General features: G+C 69.6%; 22 protein-coding genes. 7 read left to right on the top strand and 15 right to left on the bottom strand.

Features of this window, described 5'->3' with window-relative positions:
* Nucleotides 1-66: 66 nt before the first annotated feature.
* The 8 genes from WA670_RS08580 to WA670_RS08545 all read right to left on the bottom strand — a co-directional run bounded on the left by WA670_RS08580 (nt 67) and on the right by WA670_RS08545 (nt 8,172).
* Nucleotides 67-786, bottom strand: coding sequence for an LPXTG cell wall anchor domain-containing protein (locus tag WA670_RS08580; RefSeq protein WP_336157340.1), 720 nt, complete (start codon nt 784-786; stop codon nt 67-69).
* 279 nt (nt 787-1,065) lie between these two features.
* Nucleotides 1,066-2,610: an amino acid permease gene (locus WA670_RS08575; RefSeq protein ID WP_037816607.1), complete on the bottom strand. Its 1,545-nt coding sequence runs from the start codon at nt 2,608-2,610 to the stop codon at nt 1,066-1,068.
* A 78-nt stretch (nt 2,611-2,688) separates the two neighbouring features.
* Nucleotides 2,689-3,603 carry a cation diffusion facilitator family transporter gene (locus WA670_RS08570; protein WP_037816609.1) on the bottom strand — a complete coding sequence of 305 codons (915 nt, stop codon included), beginning with the start codon at nt 3,601-3,603 and terminating at the stop codon, nt 2,689-2,691.
* A 94-nt stretch (nt 3,604-3,697) separates the two neighbouring features.
* Complete coding sequence (manA, locus tag WA670_RS08565) at nt 3,698-4,930, bottom strand: mannose-6-phosphate isomerase, class I (protein ID WP_037816612.1); 1,233 nt, start codon at nt 4,928-4,930, stop codon at nt 3,698-3,700.
* Between the two features lie 82 nt (nt 4,931-5,012).
* Nucleotides 5,013-6,098 carry a hypothetical protein gene (locus tag WA670_RS08560; protein ID WP_037816614.1) on the bottom strand — a complete coding sequence of 362 codons (1,086 nt, stop codon included), beginning with the start codon at nt 6,096-6,098 and terminating at the stop codon, nt 5,013-5,015.
* Between the two features lie 2 nt (nt 6,099-6,100).
* Entirely contained in the window at nt 6,101-6,319 is a 219-nt protein-coding gene (locus WA670_RS08555; RefSeq protein ID WP_037816616.1) for a Trm112 family protein, read from the bottom strand.
* A gap of 68 nt (nt 6,320-6,387) precedes the next feature.
* Nucleotides 6,388-7,743 (bottom strand): phosphomannomutase/phosphoglucomutase, encoded by a 1,356-nt coding sequence (locus tag WA670_RS08550; RefSeq protein WP_037816618.1) that lies wholly within the window; start codon nt 7,741-7,743, stop codon nt 6,388-6,390.
* A 75-nt stretch (nt 7,744-7,818) separates the two neighbouring features.
* Complete coding sequence (locus WA670_RS08545) at nt 7,819-8,172, bottom strand: DUF3499 domain-containing protein (protein WP_037718335.1); 354 nt, start codon at nt 8,170-8,172, stop codon at nt 7,819-7,821.
* 79 nt (nt 8,173-8,251) lie between these two features.
* On the opposite strand from WA670_RS08545, the gene WA670_RS08540 reads away from it, so the two are divergent.
* Nucleotides 8,252-8,716, top strand: coding sequence for a metallopeptidase family protein (locus WA670_RS08540; protein ID WP_037816621.1), 465 nt, complete (start codon nt 8,252-8,254; stop codon nt 8,714-8,716).
* 191 nt (nt 8,717-8,907) lie between these two features.
* On the opposite strand, the gene WA670_RS08535 is transcribed toward WA670_RS08540, so the two are convergent.
* Together WA670_RS08535 and WA670_RS08530 are read right to left on the bottom strand one after the other, a co-directional pair.
* Nucleotides 8,908-12,213 carry a glycosyltransferase family 2 protein gene (locus WA670_RS08535; protein WP_336157336.1) on the bottom strand — a complete coding sequence of 1,102 codons (3,306 nt, stop codon included), beginning with the start codon at nt 12,211-12,213 and terminating at the stop codon, nt 8,908-8,910.
* Between the two features lie 454 nt (nt 12,214-12,667).
* Nucleotides 12,668-12,991, bottom strand: a complete 324-nt coding sequence (locus tag WA670_RS08530; protein WP_037355639.1) for a WhiB family transcriptional regulator — start codon at nt 12,989-12,991, stop codon at nt 12,668-12,670.
* Nucleotides 12,992-13,214: 223 nt separating this feature from the next.
* Between WA670_RS08530 and WA670_RS08525 the strand changes: the two genes are divergently transcribed.
* Entirely contained in the window at nt 13,215-13,973 is a 759-nt protein-coding gene (locus WA670_RS08525) for a site-2 protease family protein (protein ID WP_037816623.1), read from the top strand.
* Between the two features lie 4 nt (nt 13,974-13,977).
* On the opposite strand, the gene WA670_RS08520 is transcribed toward WA670_RS08525, so the two are convergent.
* The 3 genes from WA670_RS08520 to mshB are packed head-to-tail and all read right to left on the bottom strand — an operon-like array spanning nt 13,978 to nt 15,987.
* On the bottom strand, nt 13,978-14,769 hold the full coding sequence (locus WA670_RS08520) for a hypothetical protein (RefSeq protein ID WP_037816624.1): 792 nt from the start codon (nt 14,767-14,769) through the stop codon (nt 13,978-13,980).
* Nucleotides 14,762-15,163 (bottom strand): hypothetical protein, encoded by a 402-nt coding sequence (locus WA670_RS08515; RefSeq protein ID WP_037816862.1) that lies wholly within the window; start codon nt 15,161-15,163, stop codon nt 14,762-14,764. Before WA670_RS08515 ends, WA670_RS08520 begins: the two co-directional genes overlap by 8 nt.
* The gene (gene mshB, locus WA670_RS08510; RefSeq protein ID WP_336157330.1) at nt 15,160-15,987 is read right to left on the bottom strand and encodes an N-acetyl-1-D-myo-inositol-2-amino-2-deoxy-alpha-D-glucopyranoside deacetylase; all 828 of its coding nucleotides are present in this window, start codon (nt 15,985-15,987) and stop codon (nt 15,160-15,162) included. The genes WA670_RS08515 and mshB overlap by 4 nt, the downstream gene beginning before the upstream one ends.
* A gap of 657 nt (nt 15,988-16,644) precedes the next feature.
* Here mshB and WA670_RS08505 point away from each other — a divergent pair.
* The 5 genes from WA670_RS08505 to WA670_RS08485 all read left to right on the top strand — a co-directional run bounded on the left by WA670_RS08505 (nt 16,645) and on the right by WA670_RS08485 (nt 22,634).
* Nucleotides 16,645-18,393: an ABC transporter family substrate-binding protein gene (locus tag WA670_RS08505; RefSeq protein WP_037816626.1), complete on the top strand. Its 1,749-nt coding sequence runs from the start codon at nt 16,645-16,647 to the stop codon at nt 18,391-18,393.
* A 186-nt stretch (nt 18,394-18,579) separates the two neighbouring features.
* The gene (locus WA670_RS08500) at nt 18,580-19,560 is read left to right on the top strand and encodes an ABC transporter permease (protein ID WP_037816627.1); all 981 of its coding nucleotides are present in this window, start codon (nt 18,580-18,582) and stop codon (nt 19,558-19,560) included.
* Nucleotides 19,553-20,512 (top strand): ABC transporter permease, encoded by a 960-nt coding sequence (locus WA670_RS08495; protein WP_037816628.1) that lies wholly within the window; start codon nt 19,553-19,555, stop codon nt 20,510-20,512. Before WA670_RS08500 ends, WA670_RS08495 begins: the two co-directional genes overlap by 8 nt.
* Entirely contained in the window at nt 20,509-21,606 is a 1,098-nt protein-coding gene (locus WA670_RS08490; RefSeq protein WP_037816629.1) for an ABC transporter ATP-binding protein, read from the top strand. The genes WA670_RS08495 and WA670_RS08490 overlap by 4 nt, the downstream gene beginning before the upstream one ends.
* Nucleotides 21,603-22,634, top strand: coding sequence for an ABC transporter ATP-binding protein (locus WA670_RS08485; protein ID WP_037816630.1), 1,032 nt, complete (start codon nt 21,603-21,605; stop codon nt 22,632-22,634). Before WA670_RS08490 ends, WA670_RS08485 begins: the two co-directional genes overlap by 4 nt.
* 316 nt (nt 22,635-22,950) lie before the next feature.
* Here the strand turns inward: WA670_RS08485 and WA670_RS08480 are convergent, their stop codons facing one another.
* The gene (locus WA670_RS08480) at nt 22,951-24,681 is read right to left on the bottom strand and encodes an ABC transporter family substrate-binding protein (protein ID WP_336157326.1); all 1,731 of its coding nucleotides are present in this window, start codon (nt 24,679-24,681) and stop codon (nt 22,951-22,953) included.
* Between the two features lie 216 nt (nt 24,682-24,897).
* Entirely contained in the window at nt 24,898-26,829 is a 1,932-nt protein-coding gene (typA, locus tag WA670_RS08475; RefSeq protein ID WP_037816632.1) for a translational GTPase TypA, read from the bottom strand.
* Between the last annotated feature and the right edge of the window lie 84 nt (nt 26,830-26,913).

The raw sequence follows: 26,913 nt of genomic DNA, 5'->3' as shown, positions 1-26,913 counted from the left end.
GGGTGCCCGCCGCACCAACCGTGCGCAATGTCGCCGCCAGGCGACGAGCCGCCACCCCGAACCGAATCAGTTAGTCCCGCGCCGCCGAACCTTGAGCAGCACCAGCAACGCACCACCGCCAACAATCAACACCCCGGCAACCCAAAACAGCCAGGCATTGTCAAACCCAGTGTTAGCCAACCCGCCCCCAGTCCCATTCTGGTTCCCAGCCGGAACCACAGCCGGAGCACTGGTCGTAGTAGCAGGAGCAGAAGTCACACCCCCCGGCACCGACGACGTAGTCGGCGCAGGCGTAGTGCTAGGAGCCTCCGAAGTAGGCTGCGACGGAGCCGTGGTCGGAGTCTCCGAGACCGGCGGCTTGGTCGGCGTGGTCTTGGTCCCGCAGGCGAACCAGTGGCTGATCGTCGGCAGCTGGTCGCCGCGGTTGTACGGCGAGCGCAGCTTCTCCCACGGCGGCGTGGCCGACATGCCGCGCTCACCCGGCACGTACACGTTGAACCCGGGGCCGCCCTTGACCACGATCGCGGTGACCGTGACGCCCTCGCCCACCGCGGTGACGTTCAGGTACTTGTCCTTCTGCGTGCCGCCGGTGACGGTGAGGTCGCCCGCGTCGAGCAGGTCGCCGGGCACCTTCGCCTGGGCGCAGGTGGTCGCGTTGCCCTCGACCGGCTTCGCCCGGCCGTCGTCCGTGGTGCAGGCGAGCGCCGAGGTCGCGGTGCCGAGCAGGGCGAGTCCGGCCACCGCGGCGACCGTGAAACCGGCACGCAGTCTGGTGCTGATGGGCATGGAGTTACTCCTCAGGGAAAAATCCGAACGGGGGATAACACACGCGGAGAACTGCGACCCTCCGTAGGAACCCCGACCACTGTTCGTGCGAATTACCCGAGAGTGATTAACCCGTCAGAGGGAAGACGACGCGGAGGGTATCGCACGCTCAGCACGCCTTCCCTGGTGGGCCCGAGTAGCCACCCGAACCGAGATCCGCGAGTTGCGCATCCGTGACCGACCATGCGAAACGGCCCGCCGCCCACAGGGGGCGACGGGCCGCTCGTCAGCGAAAACAGGTCAGTCGGCGACCGGCGGCGCTGGTTCGGAAACCGCCCCGCCCTGGTCGACGCCCGACTGCCGCTTCCCCAGCAGCGAATGCCGGCGGCTGTAGGCGAAGTAGATCACCACGCCGATCACCATCCAGGCGACGAACCGCAGCCAGGTCAGCACGGTCAGGTTCAGCATCAGCCACAGGCAGGCCAGGATCGCCAGCGGCGCGATGACCCACACGCCCGGCACGCGGAACGCGCGCGGCAGGTCCGGGCGGCTCTTGCGCAGCACCAGCACGCCCGCCGACACGAGGATGAACGCGAACAGCGTGCCGACGTTGACCATTTCCTCGAGCTTGTCCGCCGGGAAGAACGTCGCACCAGCCGCGACCAGCGCACCGACCACGAGCGTCGCGCGCTTCGGCGTCCCGCGGTCGCTCGTCTTGGCCAGCGAACGCGGCATGAGGCCGTCGCGGGACATCGCGAAGATGATCCGCACCTGGCCGAGCATCAGGACCATGACGACGGTGGTCAGACCGGCCAGCGCGCCGACGGAGATGACGTTCGCGGCCCAGTCGACGCCGTTCGCGGAGAACGCGGTGGCGAGCGTCTTGTGGCTGCCGTCGCCCGCCGAGGTCGACAGATCGGTGTAAGGCACCATGCCGACGACCACGAGCGACACCGCGACGTACAGGACGGTCACGATCGCCAGCGAGCCGAAAATGCCGCGCGGCACGGCCTTCTGCGGGTTGCGGGTCTCCTCCGCGGTGGTCGCGACGATGTCGAACCCGATGAACGCGAAGAACACGATCGACGCGCCGGCCAGCAGGCCGAAGATGCCGAACGAGCTGCTGCCGCCGCCGGCGAGGAGCGAGAACAGCGACTGGTCGACGCCGCTCGACCCGGATCCGGCGGGCTTGCCCTCGGGCACGAACGGCGTGTAGTTGCTGGACTTGATGTAGAAGAAGCCGAGGATGACCACGAACAGCACGACGGCGACCTTGATGCCGGTGATCACCATCGAGAACCGCGACGACAGCTTCGTGCCGAGCACCAGCAGCGTCACCAGCGCGGCCACGACGATGAACGCGCCCCAGTCGATGCCGAAACCGCCGCCGAGATCGATCGACGTCTTGGTGCCCTTGCCGAAGATGTACTCCAGCACGGTCTGCAGGTACGACGACCAGCCCTTGGCGACCGCGGCGGCGCCGACGGCCAGCTCCAGGATCAGGTCCCAGCCGATGATCCACGCCATGAACTCGCCGAAGGTGGCGTAGGAGAACGTGTACGCGCTGCCCGCGACCGGGACGGTGGAAGCGAATTCGGCGTAGCACAACGCGGCGAGCGCACAGGCGATCGCCGCGATCACGAACGCGACGGACACCGAGGGACCGGCGAAGTCCCCTGCCGTGCGCGCGGTGAGCGTGAAGATGCCGGCGCCGATGACCACCGCGACGCCGAAGACCGTGAGGTCCCAGGCGCTCAGGTTCCTGCGGAGTTTTGTCTCCGGTTCATCGGTGTCCGAAATGGACTGCTCGATCGACTTAGTGCGCCACAACCCAGTGCCGGGCAACGTTGACCTCCTGCGGTGACCTTCGTGGGGACCGGGCGCCACCCTAGCCTGTCAGTTGGGCGCCAGCTGCCCGGACAGTCAGCGCGTCTCGCGGTCGAGGTCGGGCTCCAGGTAAATCAGCGTCGCGACGGGGACTTTCGCGCGCACGCGGGCCTCGGCGTCGTCGATCGCACCGGCGATCGCGGCGGTGTCGAGACCGGGCACGAGCGCGAGCTTCGCGGCGACGAGCAGTTCGTCCGGGCCGAGGTACTGGGTGCGGATGTGGATGACGCGCTCGACCTTGCCCGCGGCCAGTTCGTCCACAATGGTCGCGAGATCGGTTTCGGTCGCGCCCTCGCCGATCAGCAGGCTCTTCATCTCGATGATCAGGATGACCGCGATGACGCCGAGCAGCACCCCGATGAACACGGTGCCGATGCCGTCGAACACCGGATTGCCGGTCAGCACCGAAAGCCCGACGCCGAGCAACGCGAACACGAGACCGAGCAGCGCGCCGGAGTCCTCCAGCAGCACGACCGGCAGTTCCGGCTCCTTGGCCTGGCGGATGAACCGCCACCAGCTCGCATTGCCCTTGATCTTGCGCGACTCGCCCATCGCGGTGTAGAAGCTGTAGCCCTCGAGGCAGATCGCGACGAGCAGGATGATCACCGCGACGACCGGCGTCTCCAGCGGCTGCGGCTCGATGATCTTGTGGATGCCCTCGTAGAGCGCGAACGCCGCGCCGAGGGTGAAGAGCATGAGCGCGACGATGAACGAGTAGAAATACCGATCGCGGCCGAACCCGAACGGATGTTCCTTGGTGGCGCGCCGCTTCGAGGTCTTCTGCCCGAGCAGCAGCAGCCCCTGGTTCGACGTGTCGGCCAGCGAGTGCACCGCCTCCGCCAGCATCGACGACGACCCGGTGACCAGGAAGCCGACGAACTTGGCCACCGCGATCCCGGCGTTGGCGGCGAGCGCCGCGATGATCGCCTTGGTTCCCCCGCCAGCTGACACTTCCCGCTCCCTGCTCCGCGCCCGAATTGCCCGGTGGGAGCCTAGAGGAACCTCGGCGAAGGGAAGCGCTGGGCCTGACAATCAGCTGGTCGGATCACAGCTCGCAAGCCCCGGCGGTAGCCCGGAACAGCTGCGACCGCTCCCCGCCCAACGGGCGCACCCGCACCGCCGGATCCGCGGCGGGCAGCCAGACCGACTGTCCCCTCCGCAATTCCGCCTGTTCCCCGTCCGAGGCGAGCACCAGGAGGTCCCCTTCGGTGCACAGCAGGATCTGCGGACCGGCCGAATCGACCTCGATCTCGGTGTCCTCCCCGGCCGCCCATTCCATTCGGGACAGTTCGAATTCCGGGGCGTCCGTGTGGTACACCGCCATCCGCTGGCCGGCGCATTCTCCGTGCTGCACCGGCATTTCCCCGCACGCGAAGTCGACCACGCGCAGCAGCTCCGGCACGTCCACGTGCTTCGGGGTGAGGCCGCAGCGCAGGATGTTGTCCGAGTTCGCCAGGATCTCCACCGCGGTGCCGTGCAGGTACAGGTGCAGGTTGCCGGCAGGCAGGTAGATCGCCTCGCCCGCACGCAGGGTCAGGCGGTTGAGCAGCAGCGCGGCCAGCACGCCTGCGTCGCGCGGGTGGGTTTCGCCCAGTTCCAGGATCGTGCGGCATTCGGTCGCGAACTCGCCGTGGTCCTGGACGTGCCGGACGCACGCGTCGAGCACCTCGGGCAGCAATTCGTCCAGCGCGGACTGCGGCAGCGTGATCCAGGTGGTGAACAGCGCGCGCAGCCCGGCGGGGTCCGGCTGGGCTTCCAGCAGGCCGGTGTACTTGCCCAGCCCGGGCGTCTCGATCGCCTTCAGGAGCTTGACCGTGCGGTGCGGGTCGCGGAACCCGGCGAGCGCGTGGAACTCCGTCAGCGCGCAGACCAGCTCCGGCTTCGCCGTGGGGTCCGGGTAGTTCCGGTTCGCGGCGTCGCGCGGGATGCCCAGCTTCTCCTCGCGGGCGTGTCCCTCCGCGGCCTGCGCCGCCGACGGGTGCGCCTGCATCGACAGCGGTTCTTCCGCGGCGAGGATCTTCAGCAGGAACGGCAGCCGGTTGCCCCAGCGCCGCGCGCAGTCCTCGCCGAGCTGGCCGACCGGATCGGCGTCGACGAGTTCGAGCAGGCTCACCTCGGCGCCGTCCGGGCCGAGCACGTGCGACGGGTCCCCTGGGTGCGCTCCCATCCACAGCTCGGCCTCGGGGTGCGGCGCCGGCACCGGACGTCCCTGCAGCTGCGGGATGGCCGTTCGCGATCCCCAGGCGTAGGGCCGTACGGCGTTGCGCAACAGCTCCACTGTCAACTCCCAATCCTTCCCGTCGGCACTGGGCCGACGCACGCGGCGGCGGAACCGCCTGCCCGCGTTCCCCCCTGCTCCCTCAGGCGGAGGCCGGTTCGTATCTCCCGGCCCCGCCGATGCTGCCCGCCGCCAGCCCCAGGTACACCGCGGCCAGCTCGAACCGCAGCGCCAGCACCGCGGCGCGGACGATCTCGTCCGCCTCGATCTCCTCGGCGGGCGCGATCAGGTCCGCGCCCGGCAGGAACTCCTCGGCCTGGTACCGGGCCGCCTCGGTGGCCGGACCGGTCCGCACCGACAGCAGCAGCACCCGGGTCGCGACTCCGCCGGGAGAGTCGTCCGGGTCGGCGAAAATGTCGCGCTCCGCCCCGCCGGACTGCGCGACCCGGCGCAACGCCGGGCGGGCCAGCGCCTGCCGGTAGTCCTCCACGTCGCACACCAGCGCGGCGTGCGCGGCGAAGGCGTGCGCCGCGTGCTCGCCGACCGCCACCGCGACCGGGTCGAGCCCCCACAGCAGCGGCACCCGGTCCGCGACCCGCAGCGCGAGCGCCTTCGCCGGATTGGCGAACGATTCGCGTGCCAGGTAGTCCTTCTCCGCTTCGAGGTCGAGCTGGTCGGCGAGCGCCTGCACGTCCGCGACCAGCAGGCCGAGCGCGTTCGCGGTGAGCAGCCCGGCCGCCAGCCCGCGCGGGAACGCCAGCTCCGGCGGCACCGGCACGCGCGGCGCGAGCAGCACGCCCTTGCCCGCCACCGATGCCGCGACCGGCCCTTCCGCCGGCGCGGACAGCACCACCGACGCGCCGAACCGGGCGGCGCGCTCCAGCGACGCGGCCAGCTCGCGGTCGCCCGCGTCGTCGGTGTGCGCGAACACCACGTCGAGCGCGCCGATCCAGGCCGGCACCGATTCGGCCACCACGACCGGCACCGGGCACGACGGCGTGAGCAACGCGGCCAGCAGCCGGGTGAGCGTGCGGCTCACCCCTGGCCGGTCGATGAGCACCAGCGAACGCGGACGCCCGACGTCCAGCCGTTCGCTCAGCTCCAGTTCGGCCGCCGCCTCGGCGGTGGCCCGCACCTGCGCACCGGCCATCGCGGCGGCGCGCAGCAACCCCGCGCGGTCGGCATCGGCCAGCCGCGCGGAGTCGTCGAGCAGGGAATCGTCAAGCATGGTCAAGCACTGTCGCCGTGGTCAGCGGCCGAACCGGGCAGCGTCGCCTCGTCGAGCAGCAGCACCGGGATGCCGTCGCGGACCGGGTACACCCGGCCGCATTCGGTGCAGGTCAGCGCGTCGGCCTCGGCGTCGTCCGGCGTACCGGGACGCAGCGGGGCGTGATCCGGCGACGGGCACGCGAGGATCTCCAGCAGCTGTGCGTCAAGCGTGATGGCCATAGTTCCTCCATACCACGCGTCGTTGGGGTGTTGAGGGCGCCTTCCGGACACAATCCGGCGCCAGCCGGTCAGGCCCGGACAATGGCCAGCACCTCGGCGGTGAGCGCCTCGACCGCGGCCCGGTCGGCGGCCTCCACGTTGAGCCGCAGCAGCGGTTCGGTGTTGGAGGGGCGCAGGTTGAACCACGCGCCGCCGGGCAGCTGCACGGTGAGGCCGTCCAGCTCGTCGATCTGGACGCCGGACTTGCCCGCGTACGCGTCCTTCACCGCGAGCATCCGCGCGACCTGGTCGCTGACCGTCGAGTTGATCTCGCCGGACGCCGCGTAGCGCGAGAAGTCCTGGGTGAGCGCGGACAGCGGGCCGTTCTGCTCGCCGAGCGCGGCCAGCACGTGCAGCGCGGCCAGCATGCCGGTGTCGGCGCGCCAGAAGTCGCGGAAGTAGTAGTGCGCGGAGTGCTCGCCGCCGAAAATCGCACCGGTGCGCGCCATCTCGGCCTTGATGAAGGAGTGCCCGACCCGCGTCCGCACCGGCTTGCCGCCGTGCTCGGACACGATCTCCGGCACGCCCTTCGACGTGATCAGGTTGTGGATGACCGTTCCGCCCGGCTCCTTGGCCAGCTCGCGCACCGCGACCAGCGCGGTGATCGCGCTCGGGGACACCGGCTCGCCGCGCTCGTCCACGACGAAGCAGCGGTCCGCGTCGCCGTCGAACGCCAGCCCGGCGTCCGCGCCGACCTCGCGCACCTTGGCCTGCAGGTCGACGATGTTGGCCGGGTCGAGCGGGTTGGCCTCGTGGTTCGGGAAGGTGCCGTCGAGCTCGAAGTACATCGGCACGACCTCGATCGGCAGCCCCTCGAAGACCGTCGGGACGGTGTGCCCGCCCATGCCGTTGCCCGCGTCGACCACGATCTTGAGCGGCCGCGAGCCGGAGAGGTCGACGAGGTTGCGCAGGTAGGCGGCGTAGTCGCTGAGGACGTCGCGCTCGGAGACGGTGCCGCGCTGGCCGTCGAAGGCGGGAACGCCCTGCTCGACGGTGTCGCGGATCTCCGCGAGGCCGGTGTCCTGCCCGACCGGCGAGGCTCCGGCGCGGCACATCTTGATGCCGTTGTACTTCGCGGGGTTGTGGCTGGCGGTGAACATCGCGCCCGGCAGGTTGAGCGAACCGGAGGCGAAGTAGAGCTGGTCGGTGCTGGCCAGGCCGATCGTCACCACGTCGAGGCCCTGGGAGGTCACCCCGTCGGCGAACGCCGCGGACAGTTCCGGCGACGAATCGCGCATGTCGTGGCCGATCACCACGGCCGGCGCCTCGGGTTTGATGAGCAGCGCGAACGCGGCCCCGAAGTCCCGGACGAGGGCGGCGTCGAGCTGTTCGCCGACCACGCCGCGAATGTCGTAGGCCTTCACGATGCCCGAAAGGTCTGGCACGCCTTCTCCCCGCCGCTAGTTCCGTGGCGACGCCACTCGCGCCGCGGGCGAAAGCCTACCGGTCGGGAGGATGGCTCAGGCGCGCCCCGGGAGGACGCGCAGATGGCCGCGCCTGCCGGAGGGCCCTTCGGGCTCGGGCTGCGCGGGCGGGACGTCGGAGCGACCGGCCTCGCGCACCGCCTCGGCCAGCGCGGTCAGCTCGTCGGCGGACTGCTCCGGAGCGGCGAAGGCCCCCTCGTGGCGGACGACTTCCCAGCCCTTCGGGACGGTCAGCCGCAGCGCGTGGGCCTCGCAGAGGTCGTAGGAGTGCGGTTCGGAAGCGGTGGCCAGCGGTCCGACGACCGCGGTCGAGTCCTGGTAGGCATACGTGAGCGTGGCGACAGCGGGTTCGAGGCAACCCGTTCGCGAACATTTCCGTACGCTCCGCACGATCCGAAACGATAGCGCGTCGCCGCAAGCGAGTACCGGCGACACGCGCGTTCCCCTGGCGACCGCATAGACTTGGCCGGTGGCGACGGCTCGTGACTACCGACAACGGCAGCGGCTGCGACGGGACCGGCACGGCCGGGGCCTGCGCGGAACGCTCTATCCGGCGACCCTGCCAGCGGCCGCGAGCCGCGCGGAACGCTTCGACGCGCTGGTGCTGGACGCCCTGGAACCCATCGAGGCCCGCTGGCGACACGAGCTGACGAAACTGGACGTAGCGGTAGACGACGTCCCCGAAGTCCGGATGGACGGCCGAGCCCCCGCAGACGGAGTGCTGCACGACGGCGCAGTGCCCCTGTCAAGGCTGGTCCCAGCCGGGGTCGACCGAGCAGGCCTGCCCACCCGCGCCCGCATCGTCCTGTACAGGCGTCCTTTGGAAGCACGCGCCAAAGACCCGTCAGAACTGGCGGACCTGGTCCACGACGTCCTGGTAGAGCAGGTCGCAGGCTACCTAGGCGTAGAACCAGACGTCATCGAAGGCGACTGACTGACCCACCACGCCCGAGGCCACCCACACCGCCCCCAACCCCGATCCGAAGCCTCCCTGCGGTTCGGGGGTGCTTGTCAAGGCATCTTTCCCGCCTTGACAAGCACCCCCGAACCGTCAGCACAATAAAACTTCGGGGTGGCGGGCCCCCGCAGCGAGCGCAATGTCGCCGCCAGGCGACGAGCCGAAACTCACTCGACCCGCCCCCGAGAAGGAATAGCCGTCAACGCCGTAAACAACACCGCCGCCAGTTGCACCAGCAGCAACAACCCCCGCTCAGTCCCAGGGAACGTCACCGACACCTCCGAAGACTTCGCAGGCACCGACACGGCGACCTGATGCCCCCAAGCAGGCACGATCGGCACCGCTTTCCCGTCGACACTCGCCTGCCACCCAGCCTCCTGCTCAGCCGCCAGCACGAGCAACCGCCCAGTGGGCCCCTCAGAAGCCCGCACCCGCACGTCCGGCAACCGAGCAGCCACCGGCGAGATCCCCGGATTAGTCCCCGGCGCACCTCCACCGGTCACGGCCTGCTTGGCCAACTCCGGCGAGATCAACGCCACCTCCCCAGACTTCGGGAGCAACCGCAACGTAGGCCGCCCATCCGACATCGGCGCAGCCACCGCGGCAAGATCACTGGCCGCCGCGGCGAACGCCCGAGCGTCCGTCCCCACCGGCAACACCACGTACTGCACCCCAGAAGCCGCAGCAGCCGCGAACACCCGCTTCAGCGCCGCGACATCTCCCTGCCCCAACCCCCGCCGCCAGTCAGCCAACCGCTCGGGCGTCCCCTTGACCGGCGCAAGCTCATCGTCCCCGAAGAGCGCCAGCCGACCACCGGTCTGCCGCACCTGCCCCGCGCTGACATCCAGCACCGAACGCCCCGTAGCCGCGACATCCGCCGCCACCTCAGGCGCAAGCTGCGGCCGCGCCGCCGCCGTCAACGGCCCCTCGGACCCGGTCGCGACCGCCCCGACACCCAGCGCAGCCACCACCACAACCCCGGCGACCGCGAGCACCTTCGGCAACCAAACCGCAGGCACCGCCGCACCGCCCCGCTGCCAAGTAGCCAGTACCGCCCACAACAACCCGGCCCCGACCACCAGCAACGGCACCCCGGCGTATCCGGACGCGGGCGCGCCGCCCTGCATCGGCGTCAACTGCACCTGCCGCACCAGCACGACGCCGATCAGCCCCAGCACCGCCAGCGCCAACCCGCCAACGACCTGCTTCCGCGGCCGCACCACGAGCGCGACCAGCGTCGCCGCGAGCACCACCACCCCGATCGGCCACGCCCCCGGTCCGCCCGGCGTAAGCCCGGCAAGATCCGTAGCGGACGCGGGCGCGGCCGGACCGCCAAGACCTTGCAGCAGCAGTTCCGGATGCCGCAGCAGCACAGTCGGCCAAGGCAGCAGCAGCACCAGCGGCAACAGCACCACGATCCCGACCGACGCCACCCGCCGAGCCAGCCCGGACGGCGCGGGCAGCACCACGAACCCGACCAGCAGACCCACCAGCGCCAGCCCGTGCGCGAGCGGCGAGAACGCGCCCAGCAACGCGACCCCGAACGCCGACAGCGCCGAGACGTGCAACCACCGCGTGCCCGGCCGGGTCAGCAACCGAACGATCCCCGCGACCACAAGCGGCAGCACGAGATGCACCACAACCACATCGAGCCGTCCCTGCGCGACCGACGCCGTCGCGGCAGGCAGCAACGCGTACGTCGCGGCAACGGCAGCGCGCACCCAGCGGCGCACGGCGAGCTTGCGAGTGGCGACGTACGCACTCAGCGCGGCAAGCGGGATGTCGCCGATGAGCAGGATCGCCACGAGCGCAGCCGGACCGCCGATCGGGGCGAAGATCGCGCCGATCGTGCCGAGCACCGGCAGCGTCGCGGGAGCGGGCGCACCGGTGCCGCCGGCGACCGAATGCCACGGCGACAGGTACGTCGACCAGATCTCGCCGAGCCCGCCGACCGGCAGCAGCTGGCCGCCCCACAGGTCGAGACCGAGCCGGCCGCGGTTGAGCACCAAAGCCAGCGCGGTGAGCAGAACGACCAACACCACCGGCGGAGCGAAGACGGTCGCGGCGAGCACGCGTCGCCGGTTGACCTCCACGAACACCAGATCCGGTTCGGGCGCGGCGGGTTCCGGACGGGGCGACGGCGACGGCTGGGCCGCGGTCTCCTCGGCCGGTTCAGTGTCCTCTTCGGACACCGGCGCTTCCGGCAGCGTGACCGCGACGACCGTGCCCGGCCGACGCAGTCCCCGGCCGCGCGTGCTCAGCCCGCGCAGCGCACCGGCGGGCAAGGCGTCCGGACCGACCGGACGCGCGCCGGACGCGGCGAGCGCCTCCGGCGGAATCCACGCCGACTCCTGCTCGACGCTTTCCGGCACCGTCCCGAGTGCTACATCGCTCTGTACCCCGCGCCGGACGAGTCCAACCACGCCGGCGCTGATCGCGTTGCGCAGCCTCGCGATCCGGCTCGTGAAGAGCCCGCGGACAGTGCCGGGCCGCGGCTGCTCGCGCCGCCGCGCCCGGGCAGCGCGGAGATTTCCCTTGCCCCCGCACAAGTATCCGAGCGCGGCCAGTTCCGCGCCCGCTTCGGTGGTGCGCCGCAGCACGAAGAACACGAACGCGCGCAGCACCAACAGGACCGGCAGCCGGACAAGCCCGAACCAGAACGACGGAGTCGAGCAGTTCACGAGAAAGACGCGTACGCCGTGCGAACGGTTCAGCGCGGCCAGCGGACGGCCGGCGGCGTCCGGGGTGCGCTGTCCGGTGGACACGGCGCGAGCGTGCCTGACGCGCGCGGAGGGCACCGACAGCACGAGCGAGCCCGCCGCGTTGGCGCGCCAGCCGAAGTCGAGATCCTCGCGCAGCAACGGGAAGTCCTCGTCGTAGCCGCCGAGCGCGTCCCAGAGTTCCCGCTGCACCAACGATCCGGCGCTCGGGACGGCGAGGACCTCGCTGGGTTCGCCGTCCGGCGCGGCCATCTGCTGGCGGTGCCCGGAGGCGTCGGTGGACAGCCCCGCCTCGACGATCAGCCGCGGATCGGTCCAGTCGGTGCCGAGCGGCCCGAGCACTTTCGCGGACGGGTTTTCCTCCGCGGCGCGCACGAGCTGGTCGAGGCAGTCGGGTTCGGGGGCGCAGTCGTCGTGCAGCACCCACAGCCACGTTCCCGGGTCGCCCCACCGTTCCACCGCGTGCGCGACGCCCGCGGCGACCGCCTCCGCGAACCCGGTTTCACTCGTCAGAGTGACAACTCCCGACAGCACCGGCTCCTCGGCGGCCGCGCCCGGTTGTGCTGCGTCGGCGAGCAGTTTCGGGGTACGGTCGGTGGATCCGGTGTCCACGGCGAGCACGTGCCGCGGACGGACTGTGCTGCGCCGCAACGCGGAAAGCGCCAGCGGCAGCCATTCTTCGCCGTCGTGACAGACCACAATGGCCAGAACGGGCAACGTCCGCACAGCGGGCGGAACGACGGTGCGAGGCAAGAACGGCTCCTGCTCGGACGGGACGATGGGTGCGGTCACCCTACGGCCTGCGCGAACCCGCGGGCACCGGCCCACGCCGCGCGTCCGGCGGATCCCACCGCGTGGACGAACCGAGCACGAGAAAAAGTCCGCGGACGCCGAACCGGCGCGCTCACGTGAGGAACCGGCACCCGATCCAGCCGCGAGATCCGCGGCACACCGGGGTTTCAGCGGCGGAAGACGAAGATCACAAAGAGAACCACGGCACAGCACCGATTTTCCGGCCGCCGTGACGGTACTTCTGCCCTCATGGCCGCTACTGGAGACGGCCGCACGAATCCGGCGAATGTGCCCGACGCCACCTCGGCGAGGACTCCCATCCCGCCGTGCCGCGCCGGCCGCAGCACTCGCTCACCGCCGTGCCGACGGCGGGGCGCACCCCCGGTCCGCGTGGACCGGGGGAACCGAAACCCGTTTAGACAGCCCGTTTCTTCAGCTTGCGACGTTCCCGTTCGGACAGTCCGCCCCAGATGCCGAAGCGCTCGTCGTGCGCCAGCGCATACTCGAGACAGTCGTCCTTGACCTCGCAGCCAAGGCAAATCCGCTTGGCCTCGCGGGTCGAGCCGCCCTTCTCGGGGAAGAACGCCTCCGGGTCGGTCTGCGCGCACAGGGCGCGCTCCTGCCAGTCCTGCTCCTCGGGGACGTCGAAAAGGTCGGTCAGATCCCCGAGCTGCTGCTCCGGGTTCTCTCCCCAACCCACGACGTGCCCCCATTCCCTGTTGTCCGCTTCCAACCGCACGTCCGCCTCCTCGCTCCTACGCACTCCCCAGGCTGGCGGTGGTGAAACGACACCCGCTGCCCCCTCCGACAGCGAATGACATCACTGTGATTACACCTGTGTAGTGCGGCCAGGTCAAGCCGAGTAGCGAGTTCGGGGGATCTCTGTGCCCGGGTGCGCAAGGGGACACGCCGAAGACTTCACACCGGGCATACGGAAGACTGGTGGGGTGCAGAGATCAGCAGTGCGTCCGAGCCCGATCTTCCTCGGCATCCTCGCCGTCGCCGTCGCCGGTGGTTTCCTGGCTGCATACGGTGATTCCACGACTCTTCTCGGTTCCCGCGACCCGATGTTCATCGCGGGCGTCGTGCTGCTCGTCTTGGGCGGCTGGATGGCGTCGCTGACGCTCCACGAGTTCGGGCATGCCTTCGTCGCCTTCCGCGGCGGTGATCACGAGATCGCTCACAAGGGGTACCTCTCGCTGGACGTCCGGCGCTACGCCGACCCCGTCCTGTCCTTCGTGCTTCCGCTCATCTTCTTGCTGATCGGCGGCATCCCGCTGCCCGGCGGCGCGGTGTGGATCAACCGCGGCGCGCTGCGCAATCGCGCGACGGCCTCGTGGACCTCGCTGGCCGGTCCGCTCAGCAACCTCGCCGTCGGCGCCGCGCTGTGCCTGGCGACGATGCTGATCCCGATGGCGACCGGCCTCTTCTACGCGATGTCGTACCTCGCGCTGCTGCAGATGATGACCTTCCTGATCAACATCCTGCCGGTGCCGGGGCTGGACGGCTGGGGCGCGTTGGAGCCGTACCTCTCGCCGCAGGCGCGGGCGTTCGGTGCGCGGGTGCGGCCGTGGGCGCCGCTGGTGCTCTTCGCGCTGTTCTTCCTTTTCCGGCCGGTGTCGGATCTGCTCTGGACGATCGCCGGGCACATCTACGAACCGCTCGGCGGGAACGCGGCCGCGGCCTACATCGGGCAGAGGGCGTTCCTCTTCTGGCACTGACCGCTCAGGCCCACTCCCGGTGGGCCATGAGCCAGGCGTGCGCGCGCTTCCAGACCTTTTTGAGCCCGGAGCGCTCGCCGAGGTAGTCGCCCGCCGCGCCGACCACCGGCAGCATCCCGAGTGCCCGGTGGAACCATCGGCCGCGCGGGCGCTTCTCGAGTTCGCCGGTGATCCCCCACAGCGACTTGCCCAGGTGCCAGAGCGTGCCGGCGACGGCTTTCGCGGTCACCTTGCCGTGTTTGCGGTGGGATTCGTCGAGTTCCTCGGTGAGCCGCGCGGTCTCACTGTCCTCAGCGGACTTCGCGGACTTGTCGTGTTTGGCACCCGACGCGAGGTCGGCGTCGATGTCGCGTTCGAACAGCACCGAGGCGATCAGCCGGACGCGGCTGCCGACGTCGGTCACGCCGTACTCCCCCGCGATCGCGCACAGCACCAGTCCCTGCGACGCCGCGCCGAGGGTGTCCTGCACCGGCAGCCGGTCGGCGAGCGCGCCGCCGAGCCCGGGGATCGAGGTCAGCAACGAGGTGAGCCTGCCGACGCGGTTGACCCACCAGCTCGCGCGCTGGTCGATGTCCATCGCCGCCCATCCCGCGGTGCCCGGCACCTTCACCGAGGTCAGGGCGCGGAGCATTTTCTTCTTCAACCCGGCGTCGACGAATTCGCCCTCGCCGCGCCGGGCGCGTGCCTGCATGCCGAACGGGTCGGCCTCGCGCAGCGCGTCGATCATCGGCGCGCAGGCCCGGACGAACGGACGCAGGATCGCCACGACCTGACGGTCCGAAATGGCCTCAGACACGGACGCCTCCCTTCGCCGCGGCCCGGCCGAGCCCGCCGCCGAGGACCAACGCGGCGGGCAGGGCGCTCGCGCCGAGCAGCAGCAGCGCGCGCCAGTCCTGGACGAGCACGACGTCGCCGCCCGGACCGAACAGGCCGACCCCGAACACGACGAGTACCCACACCAGCAGCGGCACGAACGACAACCCCGGGCGGACGAGCTTCGCCGCGGTCAGCACGAGCCACGGCGTGGTGACCGCGCCGACCACCGCGGTGACCGGCAACGGCACCTCGCCGAGCGGGCCGACCCGCAGCGGGAGGAAGAACAGTTCGAGCAGTGCCAGCACGACCGCGTCGAACGCGAGCAGCGCCAGCATCAGCCGCTGGTCGCGAGTGAGCGGGGCGGACACCGTCACCACCCGCCGAACAGATCGGTCTCGGCGCCGGCCGCGTCGCCGTGGGCGAGCACGAAGTATTCGGCGGACGGGATCGGCTGCGCGATGCTGTTGGTCAGCGCGAAGTGGCTGACCGCGCCGTCGACCACGGTCAGCTGGGTTTCGTGCGCGCGCAGTGCCGCCAGCTTGGTCTGCCGGTGCGCGGAGATGTCGACCACGGTGGTGATCTTGCCGTCCGGAGTGGACGGAAGCTCGCCGTCGTCAGCCACCCGGAACGGTGATGTTCCGTCGGCGCGCAGTTCGGCGAGCCCGGCGGCGAGCGCGGCCTCGGACTGGACCACGTGGAAGACCCGCTGGACCGACGGGGCGTCCGGGGCCGCCGCCATGGTGATCTCGTGCGCGCGGATGTGGTCGGGATGGCCGTAGCCGCCGAAGGAGTCGTAGGTGACGACTACCTGCGGGGCGAAATCGTCGATGAGCTCCCGCAGCTGAGCGGTCTGCTCCGCCTCCGGCCCGCCGGTGAACGCCCGCGGGTGCTCGGCGGCGGGCGTGCCCGCCATGCCCGAATCGCGCCACCGGCCGATGCCGCCGAGGTACTCGTGCCGGGCGAGGCCGAGCGCGGCGGCCGCGGCGGCCATTTCCCCGGACCGGTACCCGCCGAGCTGGTCGGCCTCCGCCGCGACGAGCAGCGCCAGCCGCGGCGGGACGATTTCGCCCTCTTCGCCGAGCGTGCAGGTCACGACGCACACCTCGGCGCCTTCCGCGCCGTAGCGGGCGATGACGCCGCCGGTGGCGATGCTTTCGTCGTCCGGGTGCGCGTGGACCAGCAGCAGCTTCCGCTTCACGCCCTCAGGTTAATGACCGTCGCGTCCGCGCCCGGGAGGCCGACCCCCGGCGCGGCGCTCGGGACCGGAAATCGGCGGCGTGCACGGGAAAATGCATCCGCATCCCACCACGTCGGACCAGCGTCCCGGACCGTGGGCGTTCCCTTCCGCGGAACGTTCCGCGGTTCGGAATACGCGGGCAAGGACGCAAGATGCTCGGAACACCCACCGAGCACCTCTCGCCGTCCGGGCCGCCGTGTCCGCGTTCGGCGACGGGCGCGTTCTTTCGCTTCACGAGATCGGACCAATTTCTTGTCACTTCGGGTTCGTCGCGGCCGCGTGACTACTCCATTAGCTGGGGTACCGCGTACGGAACGGGGCGGTTATTGTCCGCCGGGCCTATCGGTCCGCTGGACTGAACTGCCACTCGAACCGGTTCCGAATTTCCGTGATCAACTACTGACCGTAGTCGATCAAGTGCGGAAACCACGGTGCAACCAGGGGGCACGAGATATCTGTTCCGCAACGATCTCACTGAGAGTGTCCGGATCGATAGGTTTGCCGTCTGTCCAATGCCTAAGTTTCACGGCTACGGTGAGCAACGCGATACCGATCGGTGCTTGCGCGTCAGGAAGAGCCGCCTCGCAAACCCGCGACGGCGTCGAGCAAGGAGAATGAATGTTAGTGACGACTAGGTCGCGCGCCGCGAAACTCGGCGCGTTCGTCGCGGGCGCGGCCCTTCTGCTCTCCGCATGCGGTGGTGGCGGAGGCGGCAACAGCGCGGTGCAGACCGGGCAGGCATTCGCCGACTGCGACAAGAACCCGAACACCTGCAACGCGGCACAGGCCGATCAGCTCCAGCAGGGCGGCGACGTCACCTACGCGATCGAGAAGAACGTCCCGAACTGGAACGTCATCTCGGCCGAGGGCAACGTCTTCGAAACCGGCGAGGTCACCAAGGGCCTGCTGCCCTACACCTTCTACGCGACCCCCGACCTCAAGCCGGTCCTGAACAAGGACTTCGTCGAGTCGGCCGAGGTCACCAGCACCAGCCCGCAGACGGTCGTCTACAAGCTGAACCCGAAGGCCGTCTGGTCGGACGGCACGCCGTTCTCCGCCGACGACTTCATCTACAACTACAAGGTCCAGAACGGCAAGGACTGCCCCGACTGCGCCGCGGCCAGCACCGCGGGCTACGACCAGGTCAAGTCGGTCACCGGTTCCGACAACGGCAAGACCGTGACGGTCGTGTTCGACAAGCCGTTCACCGACTGGAAGCTGCTCTGGAGCTCCGGCGGCGCGATGTACCCGGCGCACCTGGCCAAGCAGCACGGCGACACCAACACCCCGGCCGGCCTCGCGTCGTCCTTCAAGTGGTTCGGCACGACTGTCCCGACCTGGTCGGGCGGCCCGTGGAAGATCTCGAAGTTCGTCAACAACCAGTCGGTCACCGAGGTCCCGAACGACAAGTACTGGGGCGCGAAGCCGAAGCTGAACAGCGTCATCTTCCGCGTCATCACCGACGCGACGCAGGAGCCGACCGCACTGCAGAACAACGAGGTGCAGGTCATCTACCCGCAGCCGCAGGTCGACCTGATCAACCAGGTCAAGAACATGCCGAACATCTCCTCGTTCATCGGCCTCGGCCTGACCTGGGAGCACTTCGACTTCAACCTGAAGAACCCGGCGCTGGCCCAGAAGCCGCTGCGCCAGGCGCTGTTCACCGCGGTCAACCGCAAGGACATGATCGCCAAGACCGTCGGCCAGTTCACCAACAAGGTCGAGCCGCTCAACAACCACAACTTCGTGCCGCAGCAGACCGGCTACAAGGACACGGTGAGCGCGACCGGCCAGGGCTCCGGTGACATCGAGAAGGCCAAGAAGATCCTGACCGACGCGGGCTACAAGCTGGCCAACAACCAGCTGTCCGACCCGAGCGGCAAGCCGGTCCCCGAGCTGCGCATCCGCTACACCGTCGGCAACCAGATCCGGCAGAACGAGTGCGAGCTGTTCGCGCAGACCGCGGCTCAGCTGGGCGTCAAGGTGAAGGTCCAGTCCACCGACGACCTCGGCCAGACCACCACCAGCGGCGACTACGACGTCATCGTGTTCGCGTGGGTCGCTTCGCCGTTCCCGTTCGGCGGCGCGATCCAGAACTGGGGCACCGGGCAGGGCAACAACTACGGCAAGTACAGCAGCCCGCAGGTCGACAGCCTGATGGCGCAGGCCAACGCCGAGACCGACCAGACCAAGGCGGCGGACCTGCTCAACCAGGCCGACCAGATCATGTCCGAGGACGCTTACGTGCTTCCGCTGTACCAGAAGCCGACCTTCATCGCCTCGTCGGACAAGATCGCGAACATCCGCAACAACTCGACCCTCGACGGGCCGGTGTACAACATGGCGGAGTGGGGCATCCGGAAGTGATCAACGACCGGTAGATTCCCGCAGGACAACCGGTGAAGGGCCGGCCGCAAAGCCGGCCCTTCACCGTATCCGCGAACAATTGCCCTTTTAGTTCCCGAACACCACGATTGCCCCGTTACGTCGCCAAGGCCTGCCACCACGAGCGGCGGGCGCCGGCAGAACACCGTCCAGAGCAGGAAGACCTCCATGCTTGCCTTCGCACTGCGCCGGCTTTTCGTCTCGGTGCCGATCCTCATCGTGTCGACGTTCGTCGTCTTCGTGATGGTGTCGCTTTCGGCCAACCCGTTGACCCCGCTGATCGCGAGAAACCCGCCGCCGCCCCCTCGCACCATCGAGCTCGAACGCATCCGGCTGCATCTCGACCAGCCGATTCTCGAGCGATACTGGCACTGGATCACCGGCGTGCTGCACGGTGATTTCGGGCCCTCGGTCCAGTCCACCATGAACATCGGCAGCGAGGTGTTCGGCCGGTTCGGCGTGACGCTGCGGCTGATCGTGCTCGCCATGGTGGTGGCGCTGATCCTCGCCGTGCTGATCGGCGTGATCAGCGCGTCGCGGCAGTACTCCAAGTTCGACTACACCGCGACCTTCTTCGGCTTCCTCTTCCTGTCGATGCCGTCGTTCTGGTTCGCCCTCGTGCTGAAGCAGATCGGCATCTCGATCAACACGACGGTCGGCGACCAGGTCTTCTACACCATCGGTTCCTCGTCGGTGGTCGCCGCGGGCGGGTTCTGGTCCCAGTTCGGCGACGTGCTCGGCCACCTGATCCTGCCGACGATCTCGCTCGCGCTGACCAGTTACGCGGCCTGGAGCCGCTACCAGCGCGCGTCCATGCTCGAGGTGCTCAACAGCGATTACGTCCGTCTCGCCCGGGCCAAGGGCCTGCCGCGCTGGACGGTGACGCGCAAGCACGCGCTGCGCAACGCGCTGATCCCGCTGACGACAGTGACCGCTCTCGACATCGGCTCGATCCTCGGCGGTGCCGTGGTGACCGAGACCGTGTTCCAATGGCAAGGCGCGGGCGCTTTCCTGCTGGACGCGATCAAGCGAAGCGACGTGTACGCGGTGGAAGCCTGGCTTCTCATCGCGGCCACGTTCATCATCCTGCTCAACTTGGTCGCCGATCTGCTCTACGGCCTGCTCGACCCGAGGATCCGCTATGCCTAACGACGTATTCGACACCCCGCCCACCACCCTGGGCGGCGCTCGGTTCGCTCCGGACGACCCGCAGACCCCGCAGGGCGCGCCGGAACGCGAGTTCACGGTCAAGGAGCGCAGCCAGGCGCAGCTGGTTTTCCGGCGGTTCCTGCAGCACCGGCTCGCGATGATCAGCCTCGTCGTGTTCGTGCTGATCATCCTGTTCGCCTATGTCGGAGCCGCGATCTGGAAGTACAACGCGGCCGACATCACCGACCAGAACTCGGCGCCGCCCTCGGGCGACCACCCGTTCGGCACCGACGCGGTCGGCCACGACACCCTCGCGCAGGTCATGCGCGGGACGCAGATCTCGCTGCAGATCTCGATCCTCGTCGCGATCTTCGCGACCGTCGTGGGCACCGTGTGGGGCGCGGTCGCCGGTTATTACCGCGGCTGGCTCGACACGGTCCTGATGCGCATCGCCGACCTCGTGCTCACGCTGCCGCTGCTCGCGGTGGCCGCGGTGCTCGGCCACCAGTCCGGCGGCACGTGGTGGCTGATCGCGGTCGTCATCGGCGGGCTTTACTGGGCGTATGTGTCCCGGGTGGCGCGCGGTGTCGTGCTTTCCTTGCGCGAGAAGGAGTTCGTCGAGGCGTCGAAGGCGCTCGGCGCGAGCGACAGCCGGATCATCTTCCGGCACCTGGTGCCCAACGCGCTCGGCGCGATCATCGTCAACCTGACGATCCTCGTGTCGATCGCCATCCTGCTCGAGACGGCGCTGTCGTTCCTCGGCTTCGGCGTGCAGCCGCCGGACACCTCGCTCGGGCTCCTCGTGAGCAGCGCGCAGACCGCGATCGACACGCGGCCGTGGCTGTTCTACTTCCCGGGCATTTTCATCATCCTGATCGCGCTGACGATCAACTTCATCGGGGACGGCCTGCGGGACGCGTTCGACCCCCAGCAGACGAAGGTGCGCGCATGACCGAGAACGGCTCGCAAGGACGCGGCGGCGATCCCGTCCTCGTCGTTGAGGACCTGACCGTGCAGTTCCCGACCAGCGAGGGCGTGGTCAGCGCCGTGCGCGGCGTGAACTACCAGCTTCGCCGCGGCGAGGTGCTCGGCATCGTCGGCGAATCGGGTTCCGGCAAGTCGGTGACCTCGCTCGCGGTGATGGGCCTGCTGCCGAAGACCGCGAAGGTGTCCGGCTCGATCCGGTTCGGCGGGCAGGACCTGCTGAAGTCGAACGAGAAGGAACTGAACCGGGTCCGCGGCAAGGGCATCGCGATGGTCTTCCAGGACCCGATGACCTCGCTGAACCCGGTGTACACCGTGGGCGACCAGATCGCCGAGGCGATCACCGCGCACCACGACGTGCGCAAGGACGTCGCGAAGAAGCAGGCGATCGAACTGCTCGACCTGGTCCGCATCCCGAACCCGGCGCAGCGTGCGGACGAGTACCCGCACCAGCTGTCCGGCGGCATGCGCCAGCGCGTGGTGATCGCGATCGCGATGGCCAACAACCCGGACGTGATCATCGCGGACGAGCCGACCACCGCGCTCGACGTGACGGTGCAGGCGCAGATCCTCGAGGCGCTGCAGGCCGCGCAGAAGGAAACCGGCGCGGCGATGGTGCTGATCACGCACGACCTCGGCGTGATCGCGGGACAGGCGGACCGGGTGCACGTGATGTACGCGGGCAAGGTCGTCGAGTCCGGCACGGTCGACGACATCTTCTACAACCCGCGGATGCCGTACACGCTGGGCCTGCTCGGCAGCCTGCCGCGGCTGGACGTGAAGACCGACCGGCTCACGCCGATCACCGGTTCGCCGCCCGCCACGCAGAACATGCCGCCGGGCTGCCCGTTCAGCCCGCGCTGCCCGCTGTCGCAGCCGATTTGCGACGAGGAGGAGCCCGCGCTCGTGGCGGGACCCAACGGCCAGCACGCGGCCTGTCACTTCACCGAGCAGGTCGTCGGGAAGGACCCGGCCGAGCTGTTCAGCGCCACCTCGGCCGACGCGGCAGCCGTCCCGGTCGCTGTGGAGGCCGCCGCGACCGACACGGAGACGAACCGATGAGCGAGGCCACGACGGGGCAGGCGCCCGTCCTCTCCGCGCAGAACCTGGTCAAGCACTTCCCCATCCGCGGCGGCGGCCTGATCCGCCGCGTCTCGGGGGCCGTGCAGGCGGTGTCGGACGTGTCGTTCGACATCTACCCGCACGAGACGCTCGCGCTGGTCGGCGAATCCGGCTGCGGCAAGTCGACCACCGCCCGGGTCGCGCTGGCACTGCAGCCGCTCACCAGCGGCAAGGTGACCTACGAGGGCAAAGACCTCGCGACGATGGGCAAGCGCGAACTGCAGCGGCTGCGGCGCAGCATGCAGATCGTGTTCCAGGACCCGTACGCCTCGGTCGACCCGCGTCTGCCGGTGAACGAGATCATCGCCGAACCGCTGCGCATCCACGGGCTGTACGAAAAGGGCGGCAAGCAGCAGGTCCGTGACCTGATGAAGACCGTCGGCCTGCGCCCGGAGCACGGCAACCGGTTCCCGCACGAGTTCTCCGGCGGCCAGCGCCAGCGCATCGGCATCGCCCGCGCGCTCGCGTTGAAGCCGAAGGTGCTGGTGCTGGACGAGCCGGTGTCCGCACTGGACGTCTCGATCCAGGCCGGCGTGCTGAACCTGCTGAAGGACCTGCAGGCGGAACTCGGCTTGTCGTACCTGTTCGTGTCCCATGACCTCTCGGTGGTGCGGCACGTGGCGGACCGGATCGCGGTGATGTATCTCGGCAAGATCGTCGAGACCGCGCCGTCGGAGGAGCTGTTCCAGACCCCGGCGCACCCGTACACGCAGGCGCTGATCTCGGCGATCCCGGTGCCGGACCCGCGCAAGGAGCGGACCCGGCAGCGGATCGTGATCACCGGCGACGTGCCCAGCCCGGCCAACCCGCCGTCGGGCTGCCGGTTCCGCACCCGGTGCCCGAAGTTCGCGAACCAGCTGGACGACGCCGGACGCGAGAAGTGCAAGACGGAGGAGCCCGCTTTGGTGGACCGGGGGCACGCGCACCCGGTGGCTTGCCACTTCGCGGAGAGTCTGCAGTTGATCTGACGCAGTATGCGAAAAGGGGGCCTCGCGCTTAACGGTGCGGGGCCCCTTTTGCATGACCGGCCGAGCCCGGGGGGGTGTGGCGCGCGGCCTCGTTAGGGCGATGCGCAGCGTCGGCCGCGCGGCATGGCTCCCCCGCTTCCGCTGACGTACCGAGCCGAGCGCGGTCCTCAACCAGCGACTTCGCGCGAGGGTCCCGCCCGCCGCTGCGGGCTGGCGTGCGATGGCGAGGTCCGTGAAGGGCTCCTTGAGGGAATCTGATTCCCTCAAGGAGCCCTTCACGGACGTCAGGAGGAGCGGAGAAGCAGCGCGTACCGGATCAGGTCGCGCCGCGGGTCCAGTTCACCGCCGAGCCGAAGGGCCCCTGCATCGGCGGACCGGGCGTCAGGCCGGAAATCCCCTTGCCCACCGCCAAAGTCTCGGCTTCCTGGAACAGCGGGATCACGACATTTTGGGACCACAGCTGCGGTTCCAGCGTCTTGAGCGAGTCGGCGATCGTCGCCGAACCGGTAAGGGCGGAGTCGATCGTCGCCTGCAGGCTCTGGTCGCACATTCCCGCGGGATTCGCCGGGATCACGGGCTTCGTCTTGTCCACCGGCGCGGATTCGGGGGCGCAGCCGTAGCTGGAGGCCAGTACCGTCGCCGGGTCGCCGCCGACGGGTTGGCCCACGACGGCGATGTCGACGCCGACGGTGCTGTTCGAGTCCGGGCTCGCCTGCTGTTTCCCGTTCACCACCGGCATTGCCAGCAGCGACGAGTACAGGTCACGCGGCTGCGGTTTGATCTGGTTGACCTCGATGCCGCCCGCGACCAGTTCCGACGCCAGTTCCTTCGCGATCGACGCGTACGGTTCCTGTTCGCCGGGCGACGCGAGGACGATCGACAGCGTCTTGTTTCCCTTGCGCCACACGCCGGCTTCCTTCTTGTACCCGGCGGCGGTGAAGTACTGCTCGGCCTTGGTCGCGTCCGGCGCGGCGGGCGGGCCTGCCGGAATGGTGGGGGCGTATCCCTTCGCCGAAGGCGGGAGGACCTGGGCGTCCGCTTTGAGCGTCGCGGACGGGCCGCCCTTCGCGCCGGTCGTGATCAGCTTTCCGCGGTCCAGCAGCGCGGCGATGCCCGCGCGGACTTGGGGGTCGGACAGCGTCGCGCTCACCGGGCGCAGCAGCACCGACGCGGTCAGCGGACGCGGCACCGTGTGCAGTTTGACCGCCGAGCCCAGGTCGTTCAGCAGCTGCAGGCCGGTGGAATCGGTGCGGGTCAAGGAGAACTGGTCGTTGCCGCTGCGCAGTGCGGTCGCGATGCCGGACGCGTCGGAGCGGCGCAGGATCAGCGTGTCGACCGCGGCCGGCTTTTCCCAGTACCGGTCGTTGCGCTGGAGGGTCGCTTCGCCGCGGGCGGTGTCGATCGTTTTGATCGCGAACGGTCCGGCTACCGCGGGGAAGCTCGTCGCGAGGGCGTTCGTCCAGCCGCCGGGCGAATCCTTGAGCAGGTGCTGCGGCAGCAGGTTGTCGAACAGCGTCTGCCAGGCCGGATACGGCTTGCTGAAGGTGACCTCGACACCCTTGCCGCCGTCACGGGATTCGATGTCCGAGATCAGCCGGTACCCGGCCGGGTCGATCACGCCGGGGTTCGTCTTCATCGCGTTGGCGAGATAGATGAAGTCCTCGGTGGCGATCGGGGCGCCGTCGGACCACGAGGCGTCCGGGCGGATCACGTACTTGACCGTGAACGGCACCTGCGAGACGACCTCGGCGGAGACCATCAGCGTCTTGTCGAGCGTGCGCGTGCCGTCGTCAGACTGGCGGAACACCGAGGGCAGCAGCAGCTGCGACAGCGCCGTGGTGATCGTCGACGAGTCCGCGATGCTGTGCGGGTTGTAGCCGCCGACCACGTCGTCCACGCCGACCACGATCTGCGACAACGACGCCGCGCTGGTCGTGCTCGACGGCGGGGCCGACGTGACCACCGGGGGCGGCGGGGTGTTCGAACACGCGGCGAGCAGTACTCCCGCCAGCGCCAGGACCGGCGCAAGCCGGCGTCCGAATCGCACGCTCGTCCTCCTGAAAGTTCCCGCCGCGCTCCGTGGTCCGAGCGGACATGCTGCCACGCCAGGGCGGGGGCCGGCATCGAGATTCCCACATCGGCCGCCTCTCCGTGACACCGGAGTGGATACCGCCATAAGAGTGGACGCACGAACCGCTGCCGGGGTTCACGCGAAAGGGCGCCTCCCGGGAACGGGAGGCGCCCTTTTTCACCTGCGAGAGGTTCAGCTGTTGTTGTCGCGGCTCTTGGCCCGCGAGCGCTCCTTGGCGCGGGTGTTGATGTCGAGCGTGACCTTGCGGACCCGCACGACCTCCGGCGCGACCTCGACGCATTCGTCGCTCGCGCAGAACTCCAGCGCCTCTTCGAGGCTGAGCTTGCGCGGGCGAGCCAGCGTCTCCATCACGTCGGCCGAGGACTGCCGCATGTTGGTGAGCTTCTTTTCCTTGGTGATGTTGATGTCGAGGTCCTCGAAGCGCGGGTTCTCGCCCACGACCATGCCCTCGTACACCTCCGCGCCGGGCTCGACGAAGAACGTGCCGCGGTCGGCGAGCTGGATCATCGCGTACGCGGTGATCGGGCCGGACCGGTCGGCGACCAAGGAGCCGCTGTGCCGGGTGCGGATCTCGCCCGCCCACGGGAAGTAGCCCTCGAACACGTGGTTCGCGATGCCGGTGCCGCGGGTTTCGGTGAGGAAGTCGGTGCGGAAGCCGATGAGGCCGCGCGACGGGAGCACGTAGACCAGCTTGATCCGGCCGGTGCCGTTGCCGCTCATGTCCTCCATGCGGCCCTTGCGGGACGCGAGCAGCTGCGTGATCGCGCCGAGGTGCTCCTCGGGCGAGTCGATGTACAGGCGCTCGAACGGCTCGTGCAGCTTGCCGTCGATCGTGCGCAGGACCACCTGCGGCTTGCCGACGGTGAGCTCGAAGCCCTCGCGGCGCATCTGCTCGACCAGGATGGCCAGCGCCAGCTCGCCGCGGCCCTGCACCTCCCAGGTGTCCGGGCGCTCGGTCGGCAGGACGCGGATCGAGACGTTGCCGATCAGTTCCTGGTCGAGACGGGCCTTGACCAGCCGCGCGGTGACCTTGTCGCCGCCGTTGCGCCCGGCCAGCGGCGAGGTGTTGACGCCGATGGTCATCGAGATGGCGGGCTCGTCGACGGTGATCCGGGGCAGCGCGACCGGGTTCTCCGCGTCGGCGAGGGTGTCGCCGATGGTGATGTCCGGGATGCCCGCGATCGCGACCAGTTCGCCGGCGCTGGCCTCGGACGCCGGGACGCGGGTGAGCGCCTCGGTGACGAGCAGCTCGGAGATCCGGACGTTCTGCACGGTGCCGTCCTCGCGCATCCAGGCCACGGTCTGGCCCTTGCGCAGCTTGCCGGCGTGGATGCGGATCAGCGCGATGCGGCCGAGGAAGTTCGACGCGTCGAGGTTGGTGACCAGCGCCTGCAGCGGGGCGTCCAGGTCCGCGGCCGGGGCCGGGACGTGCTGGAGCAGGGTCTCGAACAGCGGGTCGAGGTTCTCGCTGTCGGGAAGGCCGCCGTCCTCGGGCTGCTCGAGCGACGCCTTGCCGGCGCGCGCGGAGGCGTAGACGACCGGGAGGTCGAGGATCGCGTCGAGGTCGGCGTCCTCGATGTCGCCGGCCAGGTCGAGCAGCAGGTCGTGGGTCTCCTCGACGACCTCGGAGATCCGCGCGTCCGGCCGGTCGACCTTGTTGACCAGCAGGATCACCGGCAGCTTCGCCTCGAGCGTCTTGCGCAGCACGAAGCGGGTCTGCGGTAGCGGGCCCTCGCTCGCGTCGACCAGCAGCACGACGCCGTCGACCATGGAGAGGCCGCGCTCGACCTCGCCGCCGAAGTCGGCGTGGCCCGGGGTGTCGATCACGTTGATGGTGACCGTGCCCTCGGGGGTCTGGCGGTGGATCGAGGTGTTCTTCGCGAGAATGGTGATGCCCTTTTCCCGCTCGAGCTCACCGGAGTCCATCACGCGGTCGACCAGCTCGGCGCGTTCGGCGAAGGCGCCGGACTGGCGGAGCATGGCGTCGACCAGGGTCGTCTTGCCGTGGTCGACGTGGGCGACGATCGCGACGTTGCGCAGGTCGGGCCGGGTCTTGCCGGACGCGCGGCCGGTTTCGACCGCGGTGGCGCTGGCTGCGGGCACGCGAAGACTCCTGAACTTCGAAGAATAAAGGCGGTGGCACCGCGCGGCGACGGGATGACGGGCACCGGACACAGCGACCGGCTC

It is taken from the genome of Amycolatopsis sp. VC5-11, assembly GCF_037034185.1.
Classification (GTDB): Bacteria; Actinomycetota; Actinomycetes; order Mycobacteriales; family Pseudonocardiaceae; genus Amycolatopsis; species Amycolatopsis nivea.
The sequence above is the reverse complement of the archived record's forward strand: the minus strand, read 5'-3'. Positions and strand labels throughout refer to the sequence as shown.

Excerpts from the sequence above, each read along its gene's own strand:
- WA670_RS08495 (WP_037816628.1), top strand. The coding sequence starts at position 19,553 with ATGCCTAACGACGTATTCGACACCCCGCCCACCACCCTGGGCGGCGCT.
- WA670_RS08485 (WP_037816630.1), top strand. The coding sequence starts at position 21,603 with ATGAGCGAGGCCACGACGGGGCAGGCGCCCGTCCTCTCCGCGCAGAAC.
- WA670_RS08580 (WP_336157340.1), bottom strand. The coding sequence starts at position 786 with ATGCCCATCAGCACCAGACTGCGTGCCGGTTTCACGGTCGCCGCGGTG.
- WA670_RS08505 (WP_037816626.1), top strand. The coding sequence starts at position 16,645 with ATGTTAGTGACGACTAGGTCGCGCGCCGCGAAACTCGGCGCGTTCGTC.
- WA670_RS08560 (WP_037816614.1), bottom strand. The coding sequence starts at position 6,098 with ATGCTTGACGATTCCCTGCTCGACGACTCCGCGCGGCTGGCCGATGCC.
- WA670_RS08500 (WP_037816627.1), top strand. The coding sequence starts at position 18,580 with ATGCTTGCCTTCGCACTGCGCCGGCTTTTCGTCTCGGTGCCGATCCTC.
- WA670_RS08490 (WP_037816629.1), top strand. The coding sequence starts at position 20,509 with ATGACCGAGAACGGCTCGCAAGGACGCGGCGGCGATCCCGTCCTCGTC.
- WA670_RS08555 (WP_037816616.1), bottom strand. The coding sequence starts at position 6,319 with ATGGCCATCACGCTTGACGCACAGCTGCTGGAGATCCTCGCGTGCCCG.